The organism is Mycolicibacterium madagascariense (assembly GCF_010729665.1).
Classification (GTDB): Bacteria; Actinomycetota; Actinomycetes; order Mycobacteriales; family Mycobacteriaceae; genus Mycobacterium; species Mycobacterium madagascariense.
On record NZ_AP022610.1, the window covers coordinates 3,275,257 to 3,292,633 of the forward strand.

The following is a 17,377-nucleotide window of genomic DNA, read 5'->3' on the forward strand; positions in this document are numbered from 1 at the left end:
GGCTCGTCACCCGGGCCGACCCGACCGCAGCAGCCGCTGCAGCACGTCGGTGAGGGTGATCACCCCGACGACGTCGCCGTCGCGGGTGACGGTGCACAGATGGCTGCGCCGTTCCCGCATCGTCGCCAACGCCTCGTAGACCGGAATCGACGCGTCGAGGGACGGCGCGGGCCGTGCCAGATCGGCGGCCGTGCTGCCTGGCGCGGCGGTCAGGCTGTCCCGCACGTGCACGACCCCGTGGACGCCGCCGCCGTCGCGCACCAGCAGTCGGAGGTGACCGGTGCGCTTGCCCGCCTCGCGAATCTCGCCGCAGGTGGCCGCCCCGGGCACGCTGCTCGGCCGCGCGTCGGGCCGCACGACGTCCGCCACGGTCAGCGCCTCGAGTTCCAGTGCGCTGGCGAGGTGTCCGCGGTAGCGCTCCTCGAGGGTGCCGACGGTGGCGGAGTGCTCGACCAGCGCCCGTAGGGCCTGCGGATTCTGGCCCGTGCCCACCTGGTCGACGGGCGTGACGCCCACCCTGCGCAGGCACCAGTTGGCCCACCGGTTGAGCTGGCCGACGACCGGTCGCGCGAGGAACATGAAGGCGCGCATGGGAATTGCGAGTATCGTCGCCGATCTCTCGGGGTGCGCGATCGCCCAGGACTTGGGGGCCATCTCGCCGACGACCAGGTGGACGAAGGTGACGACGAGCAGCGCCAGCACGAAACCCGCGACGTCGGCCAGCCACGGTGGCGCGCCCCACCCGGTGAAGGCCGGGGTGAGCCAGTGGTGGACGGCCGGCTTCGTCACCGCGCCGAGGGCCAGGGTGCAGACGGTGATGCCGAGCTGCGAACCCGCCAGCAGGACCGACAGTTCCGACGCGCTGCGCAACGCCGCTCTGGCCGAACGGCTGTGCGGCGCAGCGTCTTCCAGCCGTGACCGACGGGCGGCGATCAGCGCGAACTCGACGGCGACGAAGAACGCGCTGGCCGCGATCAATCCGATGGTCACGGCGAGCACGACCCACGGGCTACTCATCGTCGGCCTTCGCGTCCGCCGGGGTGCGCAGCCGCACCAGCACCGACGCGGGGACGTAGTGTTCCACCGACGTGACCTCGGCGAGCAGGGTGCGATCGACGGCGGTCGTTCCGTGGACCAGGTCGGCGGCGGCGCGCTGCAGCGGGACGGCGACGCGATCGCCGACGGCGGGCAGGGTGCCGAACGTCGCGATCACCAGCCCCGCCAACGTCTCGTAGTCACCCTCGGGCAGGTCCAGGCCCAGGGTTCGCGCAACCTCGTCGAGGTGCACGTCGCCGCGGATCGACCAGCCGTCTCCGAGCGGAGTGATGCCGCCGCCGTCGAGCTCGGCGTCGTGCTCGTCGGCGATCTCACCGACGAGTTCCTCGGCCATGTCCTCGACGGTCAGGATGCCGGCGAAGCCGCCGTATTCGTCGATGACGAGCGCCATCTCCTGCCCCGCATCCGTCAGCGCCTCCAGGACGCCGGGCAGCGGTTGCGTGGTCGCCACGATCACGGCGGGCCGGCAGAGCGCGCCGGCGGTGACGGTGGGCGCGGCCCCGAGCAGGTCGTGCAGGTGCACCACGCCCACCACGTCGTCGGGCGACGTTCCGGTGACCGGGTAGCGGGTGTGGCCGACCGCCATCTTCGCCAGCACCTCTGCCGCGGGCTCGGCGGCCGTCACCGCGTCGACTCGCGCGCGGGGAATCATGGCGTGTTCGGCTGTGCGCGTGGGGAAGTCGAGCACCCGGTCGAGCAGCGTCGACAATTCGGGCGGCAATTCGCCGGTGTCACGGGATTCGGCGACGATGTGCTCGAGGTCGCGGGCGGTGGCCGAGTGCTCGACGTCGTGGACCGGCTCGATCCGCAGGGCGCGCAGCAGGAGGTTCGAGGCCGCGTCGAACAGCGCGATGAGCCAGCCGAACAGCGTCAGGTAGATCGTGGTGGACCTCGACAGCGACGTGGCGAGCAGTTCGGGCCTGGCGATCGCCAGGTTCTTGGGCACCAACTCCCCCGCGACCATCTGCACGACGGTGGAGAACAGGACGGCGACGACCGCACCGACGGCGACGCCGACCGCGGGCGCCATGCCGACGCCGCCGAGCACCTCCCCGAGGCCGTCGCCGATCAACGGTTCGGCGACGTAGCCGACGAGCAGACCGGTCACCGTGATGCCCAGTTGCGCGCCCGACAGCATGAACGAGGTGCGGCGGGTGATCGTCAGCGCGCGTGCCGCGGCGGCGTCACCGGCCTCGGCGCGGGCCGTCAGCCGCGATCGGTCCACGGCCATGTAGGCGAATTCCTGGGCGACGAAGTACCCCGTGAGGGCCGTGATCGCGACCACGACGACGACCCCGAGGGCGATGCTCAGCGCCGTAGCCACGGCGGGCCTTCGAACGTGCCTGTGTCATGCGTGAATGGGGGCGTTCGGTGGTGGCGCCGGGCGCGTCTCATCGCTCTTTCTGGTCGTCGGGGATGGGGTACTCACCCAGTACGACGAATGGGTCGGCCCAGAAAGTTCCCAGGCTCGCCGTTGCCCGTCGACGTCGGAGTAAATTAGATTGATTACCTATGCATTTGGGTAAACACTTGTTCGTGCTGCGCCGACCCGGCGGCCGACGTGCTTCCGCGGTCGGACAGAAAGGAGGAGGGCATGTCCGAGTGCCCGGACCGCAGGGCTCCGGCCGAGAACACCAGACGACCGCAGCGAGGTCGCGACATCTTCGGCACCGAACGCGAGCTCACCGACTTCCTCGCCCACCGCACGATCATCGACCAGGCCAAGGGCATGCTGATGCTCGTCTACGACGTCGACGCTCGCAAGGCCTTCGAGGTCCTGCGGCGGAGGTCGCAGGAGACCAACGTCAAGCTGTGGCAGCTCGCGCAGCAACTCCTCGACGACGTGCCGCGCGCCACCCGGGCGGAGACGCCGGCGCTGCGCGCGATCTGCGACCACCTGCTGCTGACCGCCCACGAGCGGGTCCGGCCGTCCCAAAGCCCTTCTGAGGACTGAGCATTGAGCCGACCCCGGGGCGCTCCCCCGCGCCGCACGTTTCACCCGGTGGTCAGCGGGGCAACCTCAGGCACCGCCGTGTCCGGCGGGCAGTCGACGGGGACGGGGTCATGGTGAGCAGCACCGGCAATGACGGGCAGCGGGCGAGAGCGGCCGCGCACGATCGAAGGAGCCGGTCGCGATGACGGTGCGATCGACCGCGGACGACCTCTTCAACTGGGCGCGCGAACAGGTGGCGTCACGCGTGCCGCGCGCCGATCTCGATCAGCGCGACCCCGACTACATCCGCGACATGCTGCCCGGCACATGGCTGCTCGCGTCGCTGTACTTCCGTGCCGACGTGCGCGGCATGCACCGGATACCCGCCGACAAGCCAGTTCTGTTGGTGGGCAACCACAGTGGCGGCAACGTGCCGCCCGACACGGCGATCTTCACCCTGGCCTTCTGTTCCTACTTCGGCGTCGAGCGGCCCTTCTACCAGCTGGCCCACAACCTCGTGGTCACCGCTCCGGGGCTGAGTTGGCTGCGCAAGTTCGGCACGGTCGCGGCCAACTCGGAGAACGCCCGCATGGCGCTGCAGGCCGGCCGGGCGAGCGCGCTGCTCGTCTATCCCGGTGGCGACTACGAGGTGTTCCGGCCGTCGTGGGAGCGCAACGTCGTCGACTTCGGCGGCCGCATGGGGTACGTGCAGCTGGCCCGCGAAGCCGGTGTGCCGATCGTCCCGATCGCCAGCGTCGGCGGTCAGGAGACCGCACTGTTCCTCGATCGCGGCCAGTGGCTCGCCAAGCTGCTGCGCGTCGACAAGCTGCTCCGCCTCAAGAGCGTGCCCATCTCCCTGGCGCTGCCGTGGGGCGTCAACGTCAGCGACCTGGCATTGCACTTCCCCCTGCCGGCGAAGATCACCATCGAGGTGCAGGACCCGATCGACGTCGACGGCGACGACGAGACGGTCAACGCCGCCGTCCTGGCGAGCCTGCAATCCGCCGTCGACCGTCTCGCGGCCGAGCGCAAGTTTCCGGTGATCGGCTGATGCGGGTCGAACGCGAGCTGATCGTGAAGGCCGATCGCCACGCCGTGTGGGACGTCGTCAGCGACCCCAGCCGCTACCCCGAGTTCATGCGCAACCTGGAACGCTGGGACACCGTCACCGACGGCCCCGCCGACATCGGCTCCCGCTACACGGTCCACTGGAGGATCGGTGCCGCCCCGGTCGGCGGCGTCATCGAACTCGTCGAGTACGACGACGCCCGCGATCTGGCGTGGCTGGCCATCACCGGCGTCAGCCAGCGCGGCCGCTTCCGGCTGCGCGACGCCGGCGCGGGCAGCACCAAGGTCACCTTCCGGCTGACCTACCAGTCACCGGGCGGCGTCCTCGGACTGCTCGCCGATCGCATCGCCGCGGGACAGGTCGGCCGCACGCTGGCCGCCAGCCTCGCCGACCTGCGGGCACTCGTCGAGTCCTGAGTTTGGTTCAGGCGGCCGCCGGCAGAAACTGGCCGTCGAGGAACCCGGCGTAGTTCGGCAGCTCGGTGGAGGGGTCCACCGAACCCTGGCTCTTGGCGCCGATCGCCGATTGCGTTGCGAGATAAAGACTGCGCTGGCTGTAGGTACCGCAGGTCAATTCGACCGCGTCGGCACCGTGCGCGTGGATGACCTGCGCCCGATAGGCCCCGCACGCCTCAGTACCGGTGATCGCTCCGCCAACGGTCCATCAATTCCGTCATCGGCGCAGACGTCTGCGCGCTGGGCCCAAAGTGGATCGTCACCTCGTCGGCACCTGCCCGCTCGTACCCGTGCAACAGGTCGAGCAGCTCAGCGACGGGCTCGTCACCATCGCGTCGGGAAAGCATGATGCCGGCCGATACCCGGCGCGGCTGCGTCAAACGATCCAATTCCTCGCGCCGGGAACGGAATTCCTCCGGCGGGATGCCGAACGCCTGCCAGCGGTCGGCGACGCGAGCCACCCGGCGTAGCGCGGGTCCCGTCATACCTCCGACCATCACGGCGATCGGGGCGGTGGGCCGAGGCTCGAACACGCCGGCGCCCGATCCGAAGAACCGGCTGGCGCTAGTTGATTCACCGCGGTGCCACGCATTGATGAGGTCGATCATCTCGTCAGTGCGTGCACCCCGCTCGGCGAAGGGGACGCCGAGGGCGTCGAACTCGCGCTCTTCCCAGCCGACCCCGAGGCCGAACACGATTCGCCCGGGCGCTAGGCGCTCCAGTGTCGCAAGCTGTTTGGCCAGCAGCACCGGCTCCCGCAGCGGCGCGATGATGACCGTCGTTCCCAGTACGACCCGGGTCGTCACCGCGGCCACGTAAGACAGCAGGATCAAGGGCTCGTAGACGCCGCCGTACACCTCACCGTAGGGCTCCGGCGGGAGCAGGTGGTCGGGCAACCACACCCCCGCGTAGCCCAATCGATCCGCCACACGCGCCTGCTCCACGATGAGCTCGGGGCCGATGACGTTCTCGTCGTTGGACAACGCCACACTCAGCTTCATGCCGGTCTCCATGGCTCGAATGCTAAAGTCTGACATCAATGTCAAGGTCAACCCCAGGCCCGTCGCTCTCGATCGGCGAGTTGTCGAAACGATCGGGCGCCTCGGCCCGAATGTTGCGTTACTACGAGCAGCAGGGGCTGCTACGACCGGTCCGTGCCGACAACGGTTATCGCCGGTACTTCCCGGACAGCGTGACGACCGTGGCCCAGATCCGCGGACTGCTCGACGCCGGCCTGCCGACCGACACCATCCGTCAGATCCTGCCCTGCGCGTCCGGTCACGAACCCACCATCGAACCCTGTCCCGAGATCCTGAGTGCCCTTGCGCGCGAGATGAATCGACTCGACGACCGCATCGAACACCTACAGACCAGCCGTATTGCGCTCGACCGTTATCTCAGCAGACTGCGCGGGGCGCTGACCACGGACTGAAATAGCCTATGCACGGCCACGTCTGAACGGCGCGAGGTCGAACGCGCACCGCGAGTGGCCATCCGGGCCTAAACGCAGACCTACACCACGGTCGTCGTGACGGCGGACGGGTCGGCCGTCGGTAGCGACAGCGTCATGCTCGACACGGTCAGCGCGCCCAGCGCCAAGGCCGTCTCGAAGTCCGCCGAGGACGCCACCAGCTGCAGCGTCACGCTCTGCCCCGGCCGCAGGGTGGCGGCCACCATGTTCAGCGGCATGCTGACCGTCTGCGTCTTGCCGTTCAGGGTGACCGGTATCGGCGTGACCTGATTGCCGAGCACCTCCCCGGTGCTGTCGTCGACCAGCTGGGCGTAGACGAAGCGGCTCACGCCGACGCCCGAATAGGTGAGCGTGAGTTGCGGCGCGCCGACGACGTAGGTGGTCGTCGTGGCGGCCGGAACCCGCAGGTTGATGGCGTTGAAGGCTTGGGTGCCACCGATCGGCAGGACGCCCAGGAGCGGCCCCGATCCGCCGAGCAGGGGCACGATCGGAAGGGTGCTCGGCGTGGTGCTCGTCGCCACGATCGGGGCGCCGGTCGGCACCGGGTAGACGTTCGACGAGTAGTACTGGCCGCGCTGGTCGACCCACTGAAACTGCGGTCCGGTCGACACCGCAGTGTTGCCCATGACGTAGCGCGCCAGCCAGGCCAGGGTCTCCTGCTGAATCACCTGACCATCCGTCGGGTCGAACACGTTGTTGGTGCACACGCCGTGGCCCCCGCAAAACCACACCACCTTGGTGGGCACGCCCGCAGCGATCAGGTCCTTGGCGTTCAGGTCGGCTTCGGCCAGCGGGAACAACGTGTCGACGGTGCCCTGGAAGAGCAGGGTCGGCGCCGTGATCTGGCTGACCAGATCGAGCGCGCCCCCGGGACCCCTCGCCGCGAGGAGGTCCTGCTGCGCCTGGGTCAGCATGGTCGTCAGGTCTCCGTAGACGGCGGCCGGATACACCGCCGGGTCCGGCCGGGCGAACGTGGCCAGCAGGGCGGCGGTGAGCAGCGTTCCCCACCCGCTCTTGAAGTCCTGGTTCGGATAGAGCGCGTCGTTCAACGTGTTCCACGCAATGGTGGGGACGATGGCGTCGATGCGGTGATCGATTGCGGCAGTGACCAATTGGATGCCCCCGCCGTACGACACGCCCACCATGCCGAGGCGTGGATCGTTGGGACCGTCGAGCTTCGCCTCGGGCTGCTGGGCCACCCAGCTGATGATCGACGACACGTCGCGCGCCTCGTAGTCGGGCGAGTCGAGTTCGAGCTGGCCACCCGAGAAGTACTCTCCGCGCGGATCCCACGTGACGACGTTGTAGCCGGCGTCGCGCAGCGTCCCGATGCCGATCTGACCCAGATTGTCCTCGATGATGCCGTCCAGCGGCGTGCCGTTCAGGTTGGTCGCGCCCGGCATGCCCAGCCCGGGTCCCTCGAGGATGGTCGGCGCCTGCTGCCCGGCCAGCAATCCGGCGGCAGGCATGAAGTGGACGTTGATCTGGGTCCCGTCGAACGAGATGATCCGGACGTCCTCCGGCTGGGGGCTGCCCGCCGGAAGTCCTGCCTGCAGCGGGTAGCCGAAGATGGGGTGCAGGATGTCGCCGACGATGGGGATCGAGTTGACGAACGCCACGATGGGCGTCACGAACAACTGCCCGATGATCGGCACCCGCTGCAGTCCGAGGGCCGTCAGGAGGGGTACCTGTGGGATGGCGACGACGTTCACCGGGGGTGCGATCGCGGCGGTGGTCGCGGCGGTCGGGGTGACGACGGCAGACGTCGTGGCGATATCGGCGACCTCGGTGACGGCGGGGGTGTCGGTGCCGAGCTCCTTGCGCGCCGCCGCCACGGCGACCCACGACAGCGGCGATTCCACCGGGGACGTGGGCTTGTCGCCTGCCAGTGGGCTCAACAGCGCGCTGACCGCCTGCGACACGACGGCTGCCACCGTGTCGGCCGGGGCCGTCGGCGCAGCCGTGGGCGTCACCTCGGCGGTCGCAGTGGTCGTCGGCGTTTCGGCGACGTCGACCGTCGTCGCGGTGGTCTTCGGCGCGATGGTCTTCGGCGCGGCGGTCTTCGGCGCGGTGGTCTTCGAGGCGGAACCATCGTCTGCCGCGGTGCTCGTCGTCGTTGCGCCATGGACGGTGACCGTCGGTGTCGAAGCCGACGTCGACTCCGATTTCGACGACGACGTCGGGGGCGACGACGTGGTGGCCTTGGCGCCCGCGTCATGGTCGGTCTTCGCCGATTGCGTTGCGGTGGAGGATTTCTTCTTCGGCTTCGTGACGGTGGCCGTGGAGCCCGCGGCATTGGTGGTCGCGTCCGATGCCGCCGGCGTGGAGTCACTGGATCCCGAGGCGGTCTTGGTCGTGTCCTTCGACGCCTTGTCCGAGGCGGTGTCCGACGCCTTGTTCGACGCCGCCGCACCTGCGGTCGTGGACTTCGTCGACGACTGGCCGGACCCCGACGAGGACGAGGTGGTCGACCCGGAGCTACCCGTGGTGTCGGCCGCGGCGACTCCGTGCCCGAGGAAGACCGCGGCTCCGATTCCGAGTGCCACTGCCAACCCGCCGACTCGCCCCACGTACGCCGATGCACCCATGGGTAACTACTTACCGTCGCGGCACGCGCCTCGTGCCGCTTCGGGCAAAACCGGTTCTCGCCGTGGGAGACGAGGGAGTCGGACGAAACGGCTGTTGACGCGAACTCGCGCAGGTCGACCAGGCCCTGGACCGGCTCGCCACCGACGGCCTGACGCTCGGAATGCCACACAATCGCTATCTCGCAGATAAATTGTGGGAGCTACGCTTTCGCTGCGGCCAGGTGAACCAGCGCATCACCTATACCGCCGAGCCAGACCGCCAACTGATCACCCTGACCACGTTCCGCAAACAACGCCACAACGAGCGCGATGAAGTCATCCGCGCACGCAAGGCATTGCGGCGCCACCGCAACAGGAAGGGATGAAGACCGTGATCGTGACGTCGGCGACCGCCAACAAGCCCCCCGCCGCCAGGAAGAAAGGCGTCAAGACGGCCGCCGCCAGGCGGAGCGGGGTCGATCATCGAACCGCCCGCGCGAAGCGCCAGGCCGCCCTCACTGCCGAGCAGCAGCAGACCTACGACCAGGCCTACTACGACGCCGGCCGGGCGATGGACCTCGCTGAATTGGTCTACACCGCCCGCACCGGCGCCGGCCTTACCCAGACTCAGCTCGCCGCAGCCATGAAGACCAGCCAATCCGCCGTCGCCGCATGGGAAAACGGCGCCCGCATGCCGGGCATCGAGGCTCGCGAAAGGCTCGCTGCCGCTTGCGGCAAGCGCCTCCACATCACCATCACCGCGCCGTGACCGGGACGGTGAGTCGTCGATGCATCCTAGCCGGGACGGCCCGGCGCCTCACCCATGTCGCGCAGCAGTCGAGCCGTGACATCGTCTGCGGGATAGAACAATTCGACGGCCAGCTCATCGAGCGTGACGTCGAGCGGCATGCCGAACGTCGTCAGGGTGGTGAACATGGACAGTCGTCGTCCATCGACGTCGAGCACGAGCGGAACCAGTAGCGCTGCGCTGTCACCCGCCGCATCGAGGCCGTGTGCCACGTTCGGGTAGGCACGCACCTCGGCATCGAGAGCCAGCACCGTCGAGTCACCGGTGACCGCGATGGTGCGTCGCAGCTGGGCCAGTAGGTAGGACGCCCACTCCTCGAAGTTGACGGTCCGTGCGGCGAGCCCGTCCGGGTGCAAGCACACGCGGTAGACGTTGGTCGGCGGACCCAACAGCTCCGCCGGAATTCCCGCCATCAGCGTCCTCGCCGCCGCGTTGGCCGCCAGGATGTTCCAGCAGCGGTCGATGAGGACGCCCGGGTAGGGGTCGTGTGCGTCGAGCAGACGCTGAACGGCCTCGCGCGCGGGTCGCAATGCGGCGTCGTCGAGCGCGTGGGCGGGGTAACGCGGGGCGTAGCCGGCGGCCAACAGCAGCGTATTGCGTTCGCGCAAGGGGACATTCAGTCCATCGGTCAGGGCGATCAGGAGTTCGGCGCTGGGTCTGGACCGCCCCGACTCGACGAAGCTGAGGTGTCGCGCCGAGACGCCCACGTCCAGCGCCAACCCGAGTTGGCTGACCCTGCGTCGGGCCCGCCACTGACGCAGTAGGACCCCGACTGCCGCCTCACCCATCAGCCAACCGTAGCCATCCTCCGTGCGGCGGGGCGATGACGTCGGAGGTAATTGCGCCGCGACACCCGTGGCGCAATCGTGGTTCCTGAAGCGTTCGAGCGAACGCCCACACGAAACGAGGACGCCATGACCGCAACGGTTCCACCGAAGTTCAGCGCCGAGCTGTGGGCCGCCTTCTGGGCTGCGCCCGTCATGTCGCGCGGGGCGGACATCCTGGCCGAGGACATCGTCGGCTACTGGCCTGGTGACACCGCGCCGGTACGGGGACTGGACGCGTACACCGCGAAGATCCGCGACCTGCTCGAAGCCATTCCCGACCTTCGACTACGACTCGTCGACAGCGCAACGGTCCCCGGCGAGCAAGCGGGTGAGGAACTGGTCTTCCTGCACTACACCGGCGAGGGAACCGGCCCGGACGGGCCCTTCTCGTTTCGCGGTCTGGACCGCGTCCGGGCGCGCGACGGACTGGTGATCGAGAACGTCATCCGCTACGACCCGACGGAGTTCCCCACGGCCGCGCGATAGTTGACCGGATCCACTCCAGGTCGAACCGTGTGAGGACCGGCGGCGCCGGGTATCCCCCGGAGTCCAACCGACCCTCGGCTACCAAGGAGTGCCATGTCCCACTGGCCGTTGTGGGCACTGGTACTGGCCTTCGTCGCGGCGGCCGCGGCGATCTGGGTGGCGGGCATTTCGCTCTCCCATCAGACCGACGTGCTGTCCACCCGTCTGCACCTCGGTTCCGCACTCGGCGGGGTGATCCTGTTGGCGGTGGCGACGAACCTACCCGAGATCGCCATCGTGGCCAGCGCCTCGCTATCGGGCAATCTCGGCGTCGCGGTGGGAAACATATTGGGCGGCATCGCGATTCAAACAGTGGTCTTGGTGGCGCTGGACGTCTTCGGGGTCCGTGGGCCCCGGCCGCTGATGTACCGGGCGGCGTCGCTCGTGCTCGTCGTCGAAGCGGCACTCGTCGTCGGTGTGCTGGCGATCGTGGTCGCAGGCACGCAGCTGCCCAAATCGTTGATCTTCCTTCGCATCACGCCTGCCGCCCTGCTGATCCTCCTCGCCTGGGTGGGAGGCCTTCTGCTCGTTCGACGCGCGGGGCGGTCGCTGCCGTGGCACGAATCCGGTCAACCGCCCGACGGCCAGGAGCACCCCCGCGGCCACAGCACGGCGAAGAACGAACGACAGGCCACCGCCCGCGGAATCAGTACGGGCAAGGCAGCAGTCATCTTTGGCATCGCGGCCGCAGTCACGCTCGTCGCGGGCGTGGTCCTGGAACGCACCGGTGACGCGATCGCCGACGACATCGGGCTGTCGGGAGTGCTGTTCGGCGCGACCGTCCTGGCCGCGGCGACGTCCCTGCCGGAACTGTCGACCGGGCTGGCCTCGGTCCGCGACGGCGACTACCAACTCGCGGTGTCGGACATCTTCGGCGGGAACGCCTTTCTGCCCGTCCTGTTCCTGATGGCGACACTGATCTCCGGCGACGCGGTGCTCCCCCAGGCGCAGCGCACCGACATCTACCTGACCGCGCTGGCGATCGTGTTGACGCTGATCTACGCCGCCGGGCTGATCTTCCGACCGCAACGACGCATCGCCAGGATGGGCGCCGACTCGCTGGCCGTGCTCGTCGTCTACGCCATCGGTGTCGGCGGTTTGTTCGCCATCGCGCACGCCGGCTGAGCGGCGTCGGCGCCGAAGAACGCACCCAGGTCCTCGGCCGACGGTAAGTTGACCGCGGCGACGCGCGGCGCGTCATGGCATGGACGATGAGGTCGGGAGGTCCGGAGTGTCCCTAGCCCAGGGGGTTTCCCTCGCCCTGCTGGTCGTGGTCCTCGTCCTCGCCATCTGGCGGCGGATCAACATCGGCGTCCTGGCGCTGGCGGCGGCACTGCCCGTGCTGGCGCTCTCTGGCCTGCCGGTCAAGACGATGTGGGCCACGTTCCCCGGTGACATCTTCGTGCTCATCGCCGGGGTGTCCCTGCTGTTCGCTCATCTCGAGCGCAGTGGTGCTCTCGCCTGGTTCGTCGAACGGGTGTACCGCAGTGTCGGCGAGCGACACGCGCTGCTGCCGTGGGCCGGGTTCCTCATCGGGGGTGCGCTGTCCACGGCGGGCGCGTTCTCCACCGCGGTCATCGCCTTCCTGGTGCCGATGGTCGCGAACGTCAGCCTGCGGTACCGCGGCACGTTCCTGCTGTCCGAACTGGCCGTCATCATCGCGGCCAATTGCGCCGGTCTCTCACCGCTCAATCCCACCGGCGCAGTCATCCGCGCGGCGGCCACCAAGCTCGGCGTCACCTATCCCGGCTGGGGGTTGTGGGCGGTGTCGATCGTCGTCGCCGCGGCGGTGGTCGGCGTGCTCCAGGCACTCGAGGCGCTCTCGCGGCGTCGGGGTTCGCACTATGAAGTGGCGCCCGCGCCGGCGGCGGCCCACGATGACGAGTCGCGTCCCACGGTCGGCTACATGGTGTGCTCCGCAGTCGCGCTGCTGGCGTTCCTGCTCCTCGTCGTGGTGGCCAAGACCGACGTCGGAGTGACGGCGATGTGCATGGTCGCGTTGCAGCAGATCGTCTTTCGACCCAACGAGCGTGCGCTGCTGGCACGGATCCCGTGGAACTCCATCCTGCTGTTGTGCGGGCTGCTCACCTACCTCGGCCTGATTCAGGCGATCGGGACGATGGATTCGATCGCGCACATCCTGCGACACCTCGGTACCGGTGCCGTACTGATTCTGGTCATCGCCTACCTCACCGCACTGCTGTGCAACATCGAGAGTTCGACGCTCGGGGTGCTGGGGTTGATCACGCCGATCGCGTTCGGCGCCTTCGGCCACACGGGGATCGTCTTCTGGGTCACCGCCGCGGTGTGCGTGCCCGCGGCGCTCATGGTGATGAACCCGATTCACGTTGCGGGCACGCTGATCATCGGCAACAGCGCGGTGCAGAATCAGGACGCCCTGTTCCGCCGACTCCTAGCGCTCGCAGGCTGCCTGGCGTTGGTGGTCCCCGGACTTCTCGCACTGATTCCGATCGCCATGGGCTAGTGGACGCGACGACGTCCCCGGCGGCGTCGGATCGGGATGCTCACCGGCAGAGGCGTTCACGTATGCCTGGGCGGCGACGACCGTGGTGACGGCGATCGCGGTGCCGCCGATCCAGGTGGTCAATCTGCGCACCGGTTACCAGCTGAATTCTTCGACGTGCAGGGCATTTCGGCGTACCCCCGCCTGCCGCGCCGCCCGCTTGACCGACGTCACCCAACCGGGCGGACCGCATAGGTAGACGTCGGAATGGGCGATGTGCGGCGCCAGCTCACCGAGCACGACGTGATCGGCACCGGGGTGGTCGTCGTCGACGGGCAGCCAGGAGTGCGGTGAACGCCGGTGTCCCACGAGGCGAACGACCCGGACGTCGGTCAACTCCTCGAGTTCGGCCGCGAAGAGCGCGCGCCCGTCGGGGCGGCATCGGTAGACGAGGGTGGCCTCGCCGGGTGCGAAGTGCGCCGCGTCCAGCATCGCGTGCAGCGGGGCCAGGCCCACTCCGGCGGCAAGGAACAGGACGTGTGGGTGACGGCGGCGCTCCAGGGTCATCACGCCGTAGGGCCCCTCGGCGAGCACCGGTGTGCCCGGGAGCAGTCCCGCGAGCCGGTTGCTGCCATCCCCGCGCATGTGCACGGTGACGCGCAACGACGTGACGGTCGGGGCGGCGGAGAGCGAAAAGGGATGGCCGCGAGACCATCCCGGGCCATCCAGGAAGCGCCAGACGAAGAATTGGCCGGCTCGCGCCCGAAGGGCCTGCAGGTGTCGCCCGGTCACCGTGACCGACACCAGTCCGTCGACCTCCTCGCGCACCGAGTCGACGCGCAACCCGTGTCGCAGGCTGCGGAAGATCGGCGCGATCACGCGGAACGCGAGCAGTGCACCCGCCGCCAATCCCCACGCGATACCCCACACGAACCGGTGGGCGTGGTCGTCGAGGTCTCGGCCGGCGAAGATCTGGTGCGGCAGCGCGAATCCCATTCCCAGATAGGTGTAGAGGTGCAGTAGATGCCAGGATTCGTAGCGCAGCCGCGCCCTGGACCGGCGGACCGACGAGACCACGGCGACGACGATGAGGACGGTCCCGAACGTCGCGAACAAGAACCACGGACGCACGACGAACAGGTACCAGAGGCCGCGCGCCGCGTCACCGGGGTACTGGATGACGCGATGCCCGGCGAACAGCGAGATGTGGCTCACCACCAGAACGAACGAGGTGAACCCCACGATCCGGTGAGCACGAACCAGGCGATCCTGACCCCAGGTTCGCTCGAGCCACGGAATGCGGGCGACCAACACGATCTGCCACACCATGAGGACCGACGCGACCAATCCGATGGCCATGCCGGCACTCGGCATGGCCTCGCTCGGATCCGACAGCCGAACCCACCCGCCGCTCTGGGCCCACCAGCTCAGCGGGACGAGCACCATCGACGCGGCGGCGCCGCACCACAGCGCCCGAGCGATCATGCCCCGCACCGGCCAGACCACGGGTCTGGACCTCACGATGACTGCCATGGACTCCATGGTCGGGCCCCGTGGTGAGGCCAACCTGTGTAGGCGTTGTCCGACGGCTGTGTCCCAGGGATCAACCGTGTTCACCGGGGGCGACGGTGCCGTCGACTGGCCGTCGGTCACACCGCTGGAAAGACGTTGCCAAACAATGGTTTTGAGCTCCTGGAGACCCGGGCATCACACCAGGGGGCAGCATCGTCCGACTGCTGCACCCAACGGCGACTCACCCAAGTACGAGCCGCATCTCGAAGAGAAGAAGAGGCACAACCATGTCATTGAGCATGTCATTGAGAATCCTGACCGCCACACCCTTCGTGGCCGCCGCCTGCGCCGCAGCGGCCATCGCCCTGGGACCGGTCGCGTCCGCCGAACCCGATCAGTGTTCGAGCACCGGTCTGTCCACGCAGTGCGAGCAGCCCGGAAACTCGAGCCTGTTCGCCAGTCCGGGAGGCACGGGTGAGCAGGGCGGCGGCATGACAGGTGGGGCTGGAAATGCCAACGACCAGAACGGATCCTACGGCCCGTCCGGGGACCAACCCCCCGTCGGCGGTCATGGCGGCAGCCGATAGGAACACGACGGGCCACCACGGAGACGCCGACAGTCGTGGCGTCGCCGTGGTGGCCCTGCCATGAGCCAACCGTCACTCGAGCCGAAACACGTTGTCACCCAACGCATTTTCTCGACTCACATCAGAACAACGGTACCCACAGTCCGAAGAACCAGAATCCGAAGCCTCCGAAGGCCGGATTGAAGACGGGAACCGCGGTGTAGTCGTTGTACTCGAACTGCCCGAAGTCGGTGCGCCCCTGGTTCACGTCGCGGGGCGGTCCATCCCAGTGCCGGTTCCAGCCGCCTGCGGGAGGCGGACCGTTCCACCCTCCTGGAGGCGGCGGGCCGTCCCAGTTTGGTGGCGGCGCACCGGGAGGGGGCCCGTCGTTCCATCCGGGACCCTTCTCGGGCGGTGGGGGCGGCGCTCCCTTGCCGGGAGCACTGAATCCACGGGGCGCATCCCGGGGTCCGCCGATCTGGTCGTTCCCGCGTTGGATCTCCCCGCTGGGGGTGAAGGGGGGCGGACGGGGATGGTTCTGCTGCTGACCGGGTGCACTGGTTTGCGGACTCTGCGACGGCTCGCCACTCTGTGGCGATCGCGAACCGTTGCTCGCCCGCGGGTCCTGCGACGGACCGCCCTGCTGGTCACGCGGATTGCCCTGGTTCGGCTGCGAGCCGTCGCCCTGGTTGGGCTGCGGGCCGTTGCTCTGACTCGGCTGCGGCGCGTTGCCCTGCTGATCGCGCGAGCCGCCGCCCGGCGGGGAACCGTTCCCCGGGTTGGGTTGCGGGGCTTGGCTCTGCTGAGCGGGTTGCGGCGCTTGGCTCTGCGACGCGGGTGGGCCTCCTTGCGGGCCCTGCGAACCGCCACCTTGCGTATCGCCGCCGCGAGTATCGCCACCCGACGCACCACCGCTCGGCGCTCCACCGCCATGCGAATCGCCGCCCGGCGCGCCCCCACCCGGAGCGCCACCGCCCTGCGGCCCACCGCTTGGCGCTCCACCGGGCGCACCACCACCGTGCGAGTCGCCTCCGGGTGCACCACCTCCCGGTGCGCCACCCCCGCCGGGGCTGTTGTCGCAGTTCGCCTGCCCCGGCTGGCATGACGGCGCCAGCGGGGCCGGGACGGCGCCGGCAATTCCGCTGCCCGCCGCGAGGCCGGTCATTCCGATACTGGCGGCGATCGCCGCCGCGTGCGCCATGCGTGTCACGTACATCGTGTGTTGTTCCCTTCGAAGTAGATGCCCGGGCGATCTCGACCGATTGCCGGACGACGACCGACGGCCGGCGGAGTCTGCGCTACGGGCAGGCGACGTCCATCTCGAACGGCTTCGTCACCGTCTGAGAGTTCGTCGGGTCCATGCCCACCGCGGTACCAGTGATCTTGTATCCGTTGCCCTGCTTGGTCGCCGCTGCGTTGCCCGGGCTTTCGGCTGCGTCGGAGTAGCCCAGCGTCGAACCCCCGGCACTACCCAGACCGACGGCGTGGACGGCGGGCGGATCGGTATTGGTGACGACGGCGCCGAATCCGTCCGTCGGGTCGCCGATGCCGATGTCGACGTTGTCACCGGACGGGGTGCACGTCACCGCCCCCGCAACGTTCTGGTCCTGCCCGTCGACGGTCACCTTCGTCACGATCGGCGCGGACGCGCTACTCGACGACGCACTCGTTCCCGAGGTACTGCTGGAACAGCCCACCAGCCCCGCAACCACCATTGCCGTTCCCAGCACCCCGGCTACCGCTTCGCGCTTCATCGCTGCACTCCTTGTCGTCGGCTGAACATGTCGTCGGCGCCGAGCATCCGGCTAACACCGCGGGGGCTGATCACCGACGAGCCCCCGCGCAGGTGAACGCGTCATCGTGCTGGCTGGGCGCCTCTCTCACGCGATGCTCCTGTCTGGATCAGCGCGCACCACGACGGCGCCTCGACGCTGAGCTCGTCGTCACGTTGTTACCGCCGCAATCCCCCGGCAAACTCCTGTTCGCTGTGAATATGCACAGCTGCGCACTTTGCTAGATCTAGTAAGCCACGGGTGTTTCACATTGTTGGCACAGCGATTTCACAGTCGGGGTGACCGCGGGAAGATTAGCTGCCGACCACGGGGCCGGGCCGCCGCTCCCCGT

Annotated in this window: 18 protein-coding genes and 1 pseudogene; 10 read left to right on the forward strand and 9 right to left on the reverse strand. The window is 68.8% G+C overall.

The window, feature by feature from the left end; all coding sequences use genetic code 11:
* Positions 1–6: 6 nt before the first annotated feature.
* Entirely contained in the window at positions 7–1,017 is a 1,011-nt protein-coding gene (locus G6N60_RS15350) for a hemolysin family protein (protein WP_163738795.1), read from the reverse strand.
* Complete coding sequence (locus G6N60_RS15355; RefSeq protein WP_163738798.1) at positions 1,010–2,380, reverse strand: hemolysin family protein; 1,371 nt, start codon at positions 2,378–2,380, stop codon at positions 1,010–1,012. Before G6N60_RS15355 ends, G6N60_RS15350 begins: the two co-directional genes overlap by 8 nt.
* Before the next feature lie 270 nt (positions 2,381–2,650).
* Between G6N60_RS15355 and G6N60_RS15360 the strand changes: the two genes are divergently transcribed.
* The 3 genes from G6N60_RS15360 to G6N60_RS15370 all read left to right on the forward strand — a co-directional run bounded on the left by G6N60_RS15360 (position 2,651) and on the right by G6N60_RS15370 (position 4,474).
* The gene (locus tag G6N60_RS15360; protein WP_163738801.1) at positions 2,651–3,010 is read left to right on the forward strand and encodes an ANTAR domain-containing protein; all 360 of its coding nucleotides are present in this window, start codon (positions 2,651–2,653) and stop codon (positions 3,008–3,010) included.
* Between the two features lie 181 nt (positions 3,011–3,191).
* Positions 3,192–4,040 carry a 1-acyl-sn-glycerol-3-phosphate acyltransferase gene (locus G6N60_RS15365; protein WP_163738803.1) on the forward strand — a complete coding sequence of 283 codons (849 nt, stop codon included), beginning with the start codon at positions 3,192–3,194 and terminating at the stop codon, positions 4,038–4,040.
* Positions 4,040–4,474 (forward strand): SRPBCC family protein, encoded by a 435-nt coding sequence (locus G6N60_RS15370; RefSeq protein ID WP_163738806.1) that lies wholly within the window; start codon positions 4,040–4,042, stop codon positions 4,472–4,474. The genes G6N60_RS15365 and G6N60_RS15370 overlap by 1 nt, the downstream gene beginning before the upstream one ends.
* 7 nt (positions 4,475–4,481) lie before the next feature.
* On the opposite strand, the gene G6N60_RS15375 is transcribed toward G6N60_RS15370, so the two are convergent.
* Positions 4,482–4,631: a hypothetical protein gene (locus G6N60_RS15375; protein WP_163738809.1), complete on the reverse strand. Its 150-nt coding sequence runs from the start codon at positions 4,629–4,631 to the stop codon at positions 4,482–4,484.
* Between the two features lie 58 nt (positions 4,632–4,689).
* On the reverse strand, positions 4,690–5,526 hold the full coding sequence (locus tag G6N60_RS15380; protein WP_163738812.1) for a TIGR03619 family F420-dependent LLM class oxidoreductase: 837 nt from the start codon (positions 5,524–5,526) through the stop codon (positions 4,690–4,692).
* A 26-nt stretch (positions 5,527–5,552) separates the two neighbouring features.
* Between G6N60_RS15380 and G6N60_RS15385 the strand changes: the two genes are divergently transcribed.
* A complete protein-coding gene (locus G6N60_RS15385; RefSeq protein WP_163738815.1) occupies positions 5,553–5,945 on the forward strand; it encodes a MerR family transcriptional regulator in 393 nt (130 codons plus the stop codon).
* A gap of 80 nt (positions 5,946–6,025) precedes the next feature.
* Here G6N60_RS15385 and G6N60_RS15390 read toward each other — a convergent pair whose 3' ends face one another.
* Positions 6,026–8,572 carry a CocE/NonD family hydrolase gene (locus G6N60_RS15390; protein WP_179969700.1) on the reverse strand — a complete coding sequence of 849 codons (2,547 nt, stop codon included), beginning with the start codon at positions 8,570–8,572 and terminating at the stop codon, positions 6,026–6,028.
* A 119-nt stretch (positions 8,573–8,691) separates the two neighbouring features.
* Between G6N60_RS15390 and G6N60_RS15395 the strand changes: the two are divergent.
* Both G6N60_RS15395 and G6N60_RS15400 read left to right on the forward strand, forming a co-directional pair.
* Positions 8,692–8,937 (forward strand): annotated as a pseudogene (locus tag G6N60_RS15395) (type II toxin-antitoxin system RelE/ParE family toxin); the annotation flags it as partial.
* Complete coding sequence (locus tag G6N60_RS15400) at positions 8,934–9,320, forward strand: type II toxin-antitoxin system RelB family anti-toxin (protein ID WP_163738818.1); 387 nt, start codon at positions 8,934–8,936, stop codon at positions 9,318–9,320. The pseudogene G6N60_RS15395 and the gene G6N60_RS15400, both read left to right, overlap by 4 nt.
* A 26-nt stretch (positions 9,321–9,346) precedes the next feature.
* Here G6N60_RS15400 and G6N60_RS15405 read toward each other — a convergent pair whose 3' ends face one another.
* A complete protein-coding gene (locus G6N60_RS15405) occupies positions 9,347–10,147 on the reverse strand; it encodes a helix-turn-helix domain-containing protein (protein WP_163738821.1) in 801 nt (266 codons plus the stop codon).
* Positions 10,148–10,273: 126 nt separating this feature from the next.
* Here G6N60_RS15405 and G6N60_RS15410 point away from each other — a divergent pair, with 126 nt between their 5' ends.
* The 3 genes from G6N60_RS15410 (at position 10,274) to G6N60_RS15420 (ending at position 13,196) form a co-directional block, all read left to right on the forward strand.
* Positions 10,274–10,672 carry a nuclear transport factor 2 family protein gene (locus G6N60_RS15410; protein ID WP_163738824.1) on the forward strand — a complete coding sequence of 133 codons (399 nt, stop codon included), beginning with the start codon at positions 10,274–10,276 and terminating at the stop codon, positions 10,670–10,672.
* A gap of 93 nt (positions 10,673–10,765) precedes the next feature.
* Positions 10,766–11,836 (forward strand): sodium:calcium antiporter, encoded by a 1,071-nt coding sequence (locus tag G6N60_RS15415; protein ID WP_163738827.1) that lies wholly within the window; start codon positions 10,766–10,768, stop codon positions 11,834–11,836.
* Positions 11,837–11,942: 106 nt separating this feature from the next.
* Complete coding sequence (locus tag G6N60_RS15420; protein WP_163738831.1) at positions 11,943–13,196, forward strand: SLC13 family permease; 1,254 nt, start codon at positions 11,943–11,945, stop codon at positions 13,194–13,196.
* Positions 13,197–13,331: 135 nt separating this feature from the next.
* Here the strand turns inward: G6N60_RS15420 and G6N60_RS15425 are convergent, their stop codons facing one another.
* Complete coding sequence (locus G6N60_RS15425) at positions 13,332–14,708, reverse strand: ferredoxin reductase family protein (protein ID WP_163738834.1); 1,377 nt, start codon at positions 14,706–14,708, stop codon at positions 13,332–13,334.
* A 278-nt stretch (positions 14,709–14,986) separates the two neighbouring features.
* Between G6N60_RS15425 and G6N60_RS15430 the strand changes: the two genes are divergently transcribed.
* Positions 14,987–15,274, forward strand: coding sequence for a hypothetical protein (locus tag G6N60_RS15430; RefSeq protein WP_163738837.1), 288 nt, complete (start codon positions 14,987–14,989; stop codon positions 15,272–15,274).
* A 121-nt stretch (positions 15,275–15,395) separates the two neighbouring features.
* On the opposite strand, the gene G6N60_RS28300 is transcribed toward G6N60_RS15430, so the two are convergent.
* A complete protein-coding gene (locus G6N60_RS28300) occupies positions 15,396–16,454 on the reverse strand; it encodes an MAP_0585 family protein (protein WP_246240718.1) in 1,059 nt (352 codons plus the stop codon).
* A 97-nt stretch (positions 16,455–16,551) separates the two neighbouring features.
* Positions 16,552–17,007, reverse strand: coding sequence for a lipoprotein LpqH (locus tag G6N60_RS15440; protein WP_163738840.1), 456 nt, complete (start codon positions 17,005–17,007; stop codon positions 16,552–16,554).
* Between the last annotated feature and the right edge of the window lie 370 nt (positions 17,008–17,377).

Excerpts from the sequence above, each read along its gene's own strand:
- G6N60_RS15440 (WP_163738840.1), bottom strand. The coding sequence starts at position 17,007 with ATGAAGCGCGAAGCGGTAGCCGGGGTGCTGGGAACGGCAATGGTGGTT.
- G6N60_RS28300 (WP_246240718.1), bottom strand. The coding sequence starts at position 16,454 with ATGGCGCACGCGGCGGCGATCGCCGCCAGTATCGGAATGACCGGCCTC.
- G6N60_RS15365 (WP_163738803.1), top strand. The coding sequence starts at position 3,192 with ATGACGGTGCGATCGACCGCGGACGACCTCTTCAACTGGGCGCGCGAA.
- G6N60_RS15400 (WP_163738818.1), top strand. The coding sequence starts at position 8,934 with ATGAAGACCGTGATCGTGACGTCGGCGACCGCCAACAAGCCCCCCGCC.
- G6N60_RS15385 (WP_163738815.1), top strand. The coding sequence starts at position 5,553 with ATGTCAAGGTCAACCCCAGGCCCGTCGCTCTCGATCGGCGAGTTGTCG.
- G6N60_RS15350 (WP_163738795.1), bottom strand. The coding sequence starts at position 1,017 with ATGAGTAGCCCGTGGGTCGTGCTCGCCGTGACCATCGGATTGATCGCG.
- G6N60_RS15370 (WP_163738806.1), top strand. The coding sequence starts at position 4,040 with ATGCGGGTCGAACGCGAGCTGATCGTGAAGGCCGATCGCCACGCCGTG.
- G6N60_RS15410 (WP_163738824.1), top strand. The coding sequence starts at position 10,274 with ATGACCGCAACGGTTCCACCGAAGTTCAGCGCCGAGCTGTGGGCCGCC.
- G6N60_RS15425 (WP_163738834.1), bottom strand. The coding sequence starts at position 14,708 with ATGGCAGTCATCGTGAGGTCCAGACCCGTGGTCTGGCCGGTGCGGGGC.
- G6N60_RS15415 (WP_163738827.1), top strand. The coding sequence starts at position 10,766 with ATGTCCCACTGGCCGTTGTGGGCACTGGTACTGGCCTTCGTCGCGGCG.
- G6N60_RS15430 (WP_163738837.1), top strand. The coding sequence starts at position 14,987 with ATGTCATTGAGAATCCTGACCGCCACACCCTTCGTGGCCGCCGCCTGC.
- G6N60_RS15390 (WP_179969700.1), bottom strand. The coding sequence starts at position 8,572 with ATGGGTGCATCGGCGTACGTGGGGCGAGTCGGCGGGTTGGCAGTGGCA.
- G6N60_RS15405 (WP_163738821.1), bottom strand. The coding sequence starts at position 10,147 with ATGGGTGAGGCGGCAGTCGGGGTCCTACTGCGTCAGTGGCGGGCCCGA.
- G6N60_RS15360 (WP_163738801.1), top strand. The coding sequence starts at position 2,651 with ATGTCCGAGTGCCCGGACCGCAGGGCTCCGGCCGAGAACACCAGACGA.
- G6N60_RS15380 (WP_163738812.1), bottom strand. The coding sequence starts at position 5,526 with ATGGAGACCGGCATGAAGCTGAGTGTGGCGTTGTCCAACGACGAGAAC.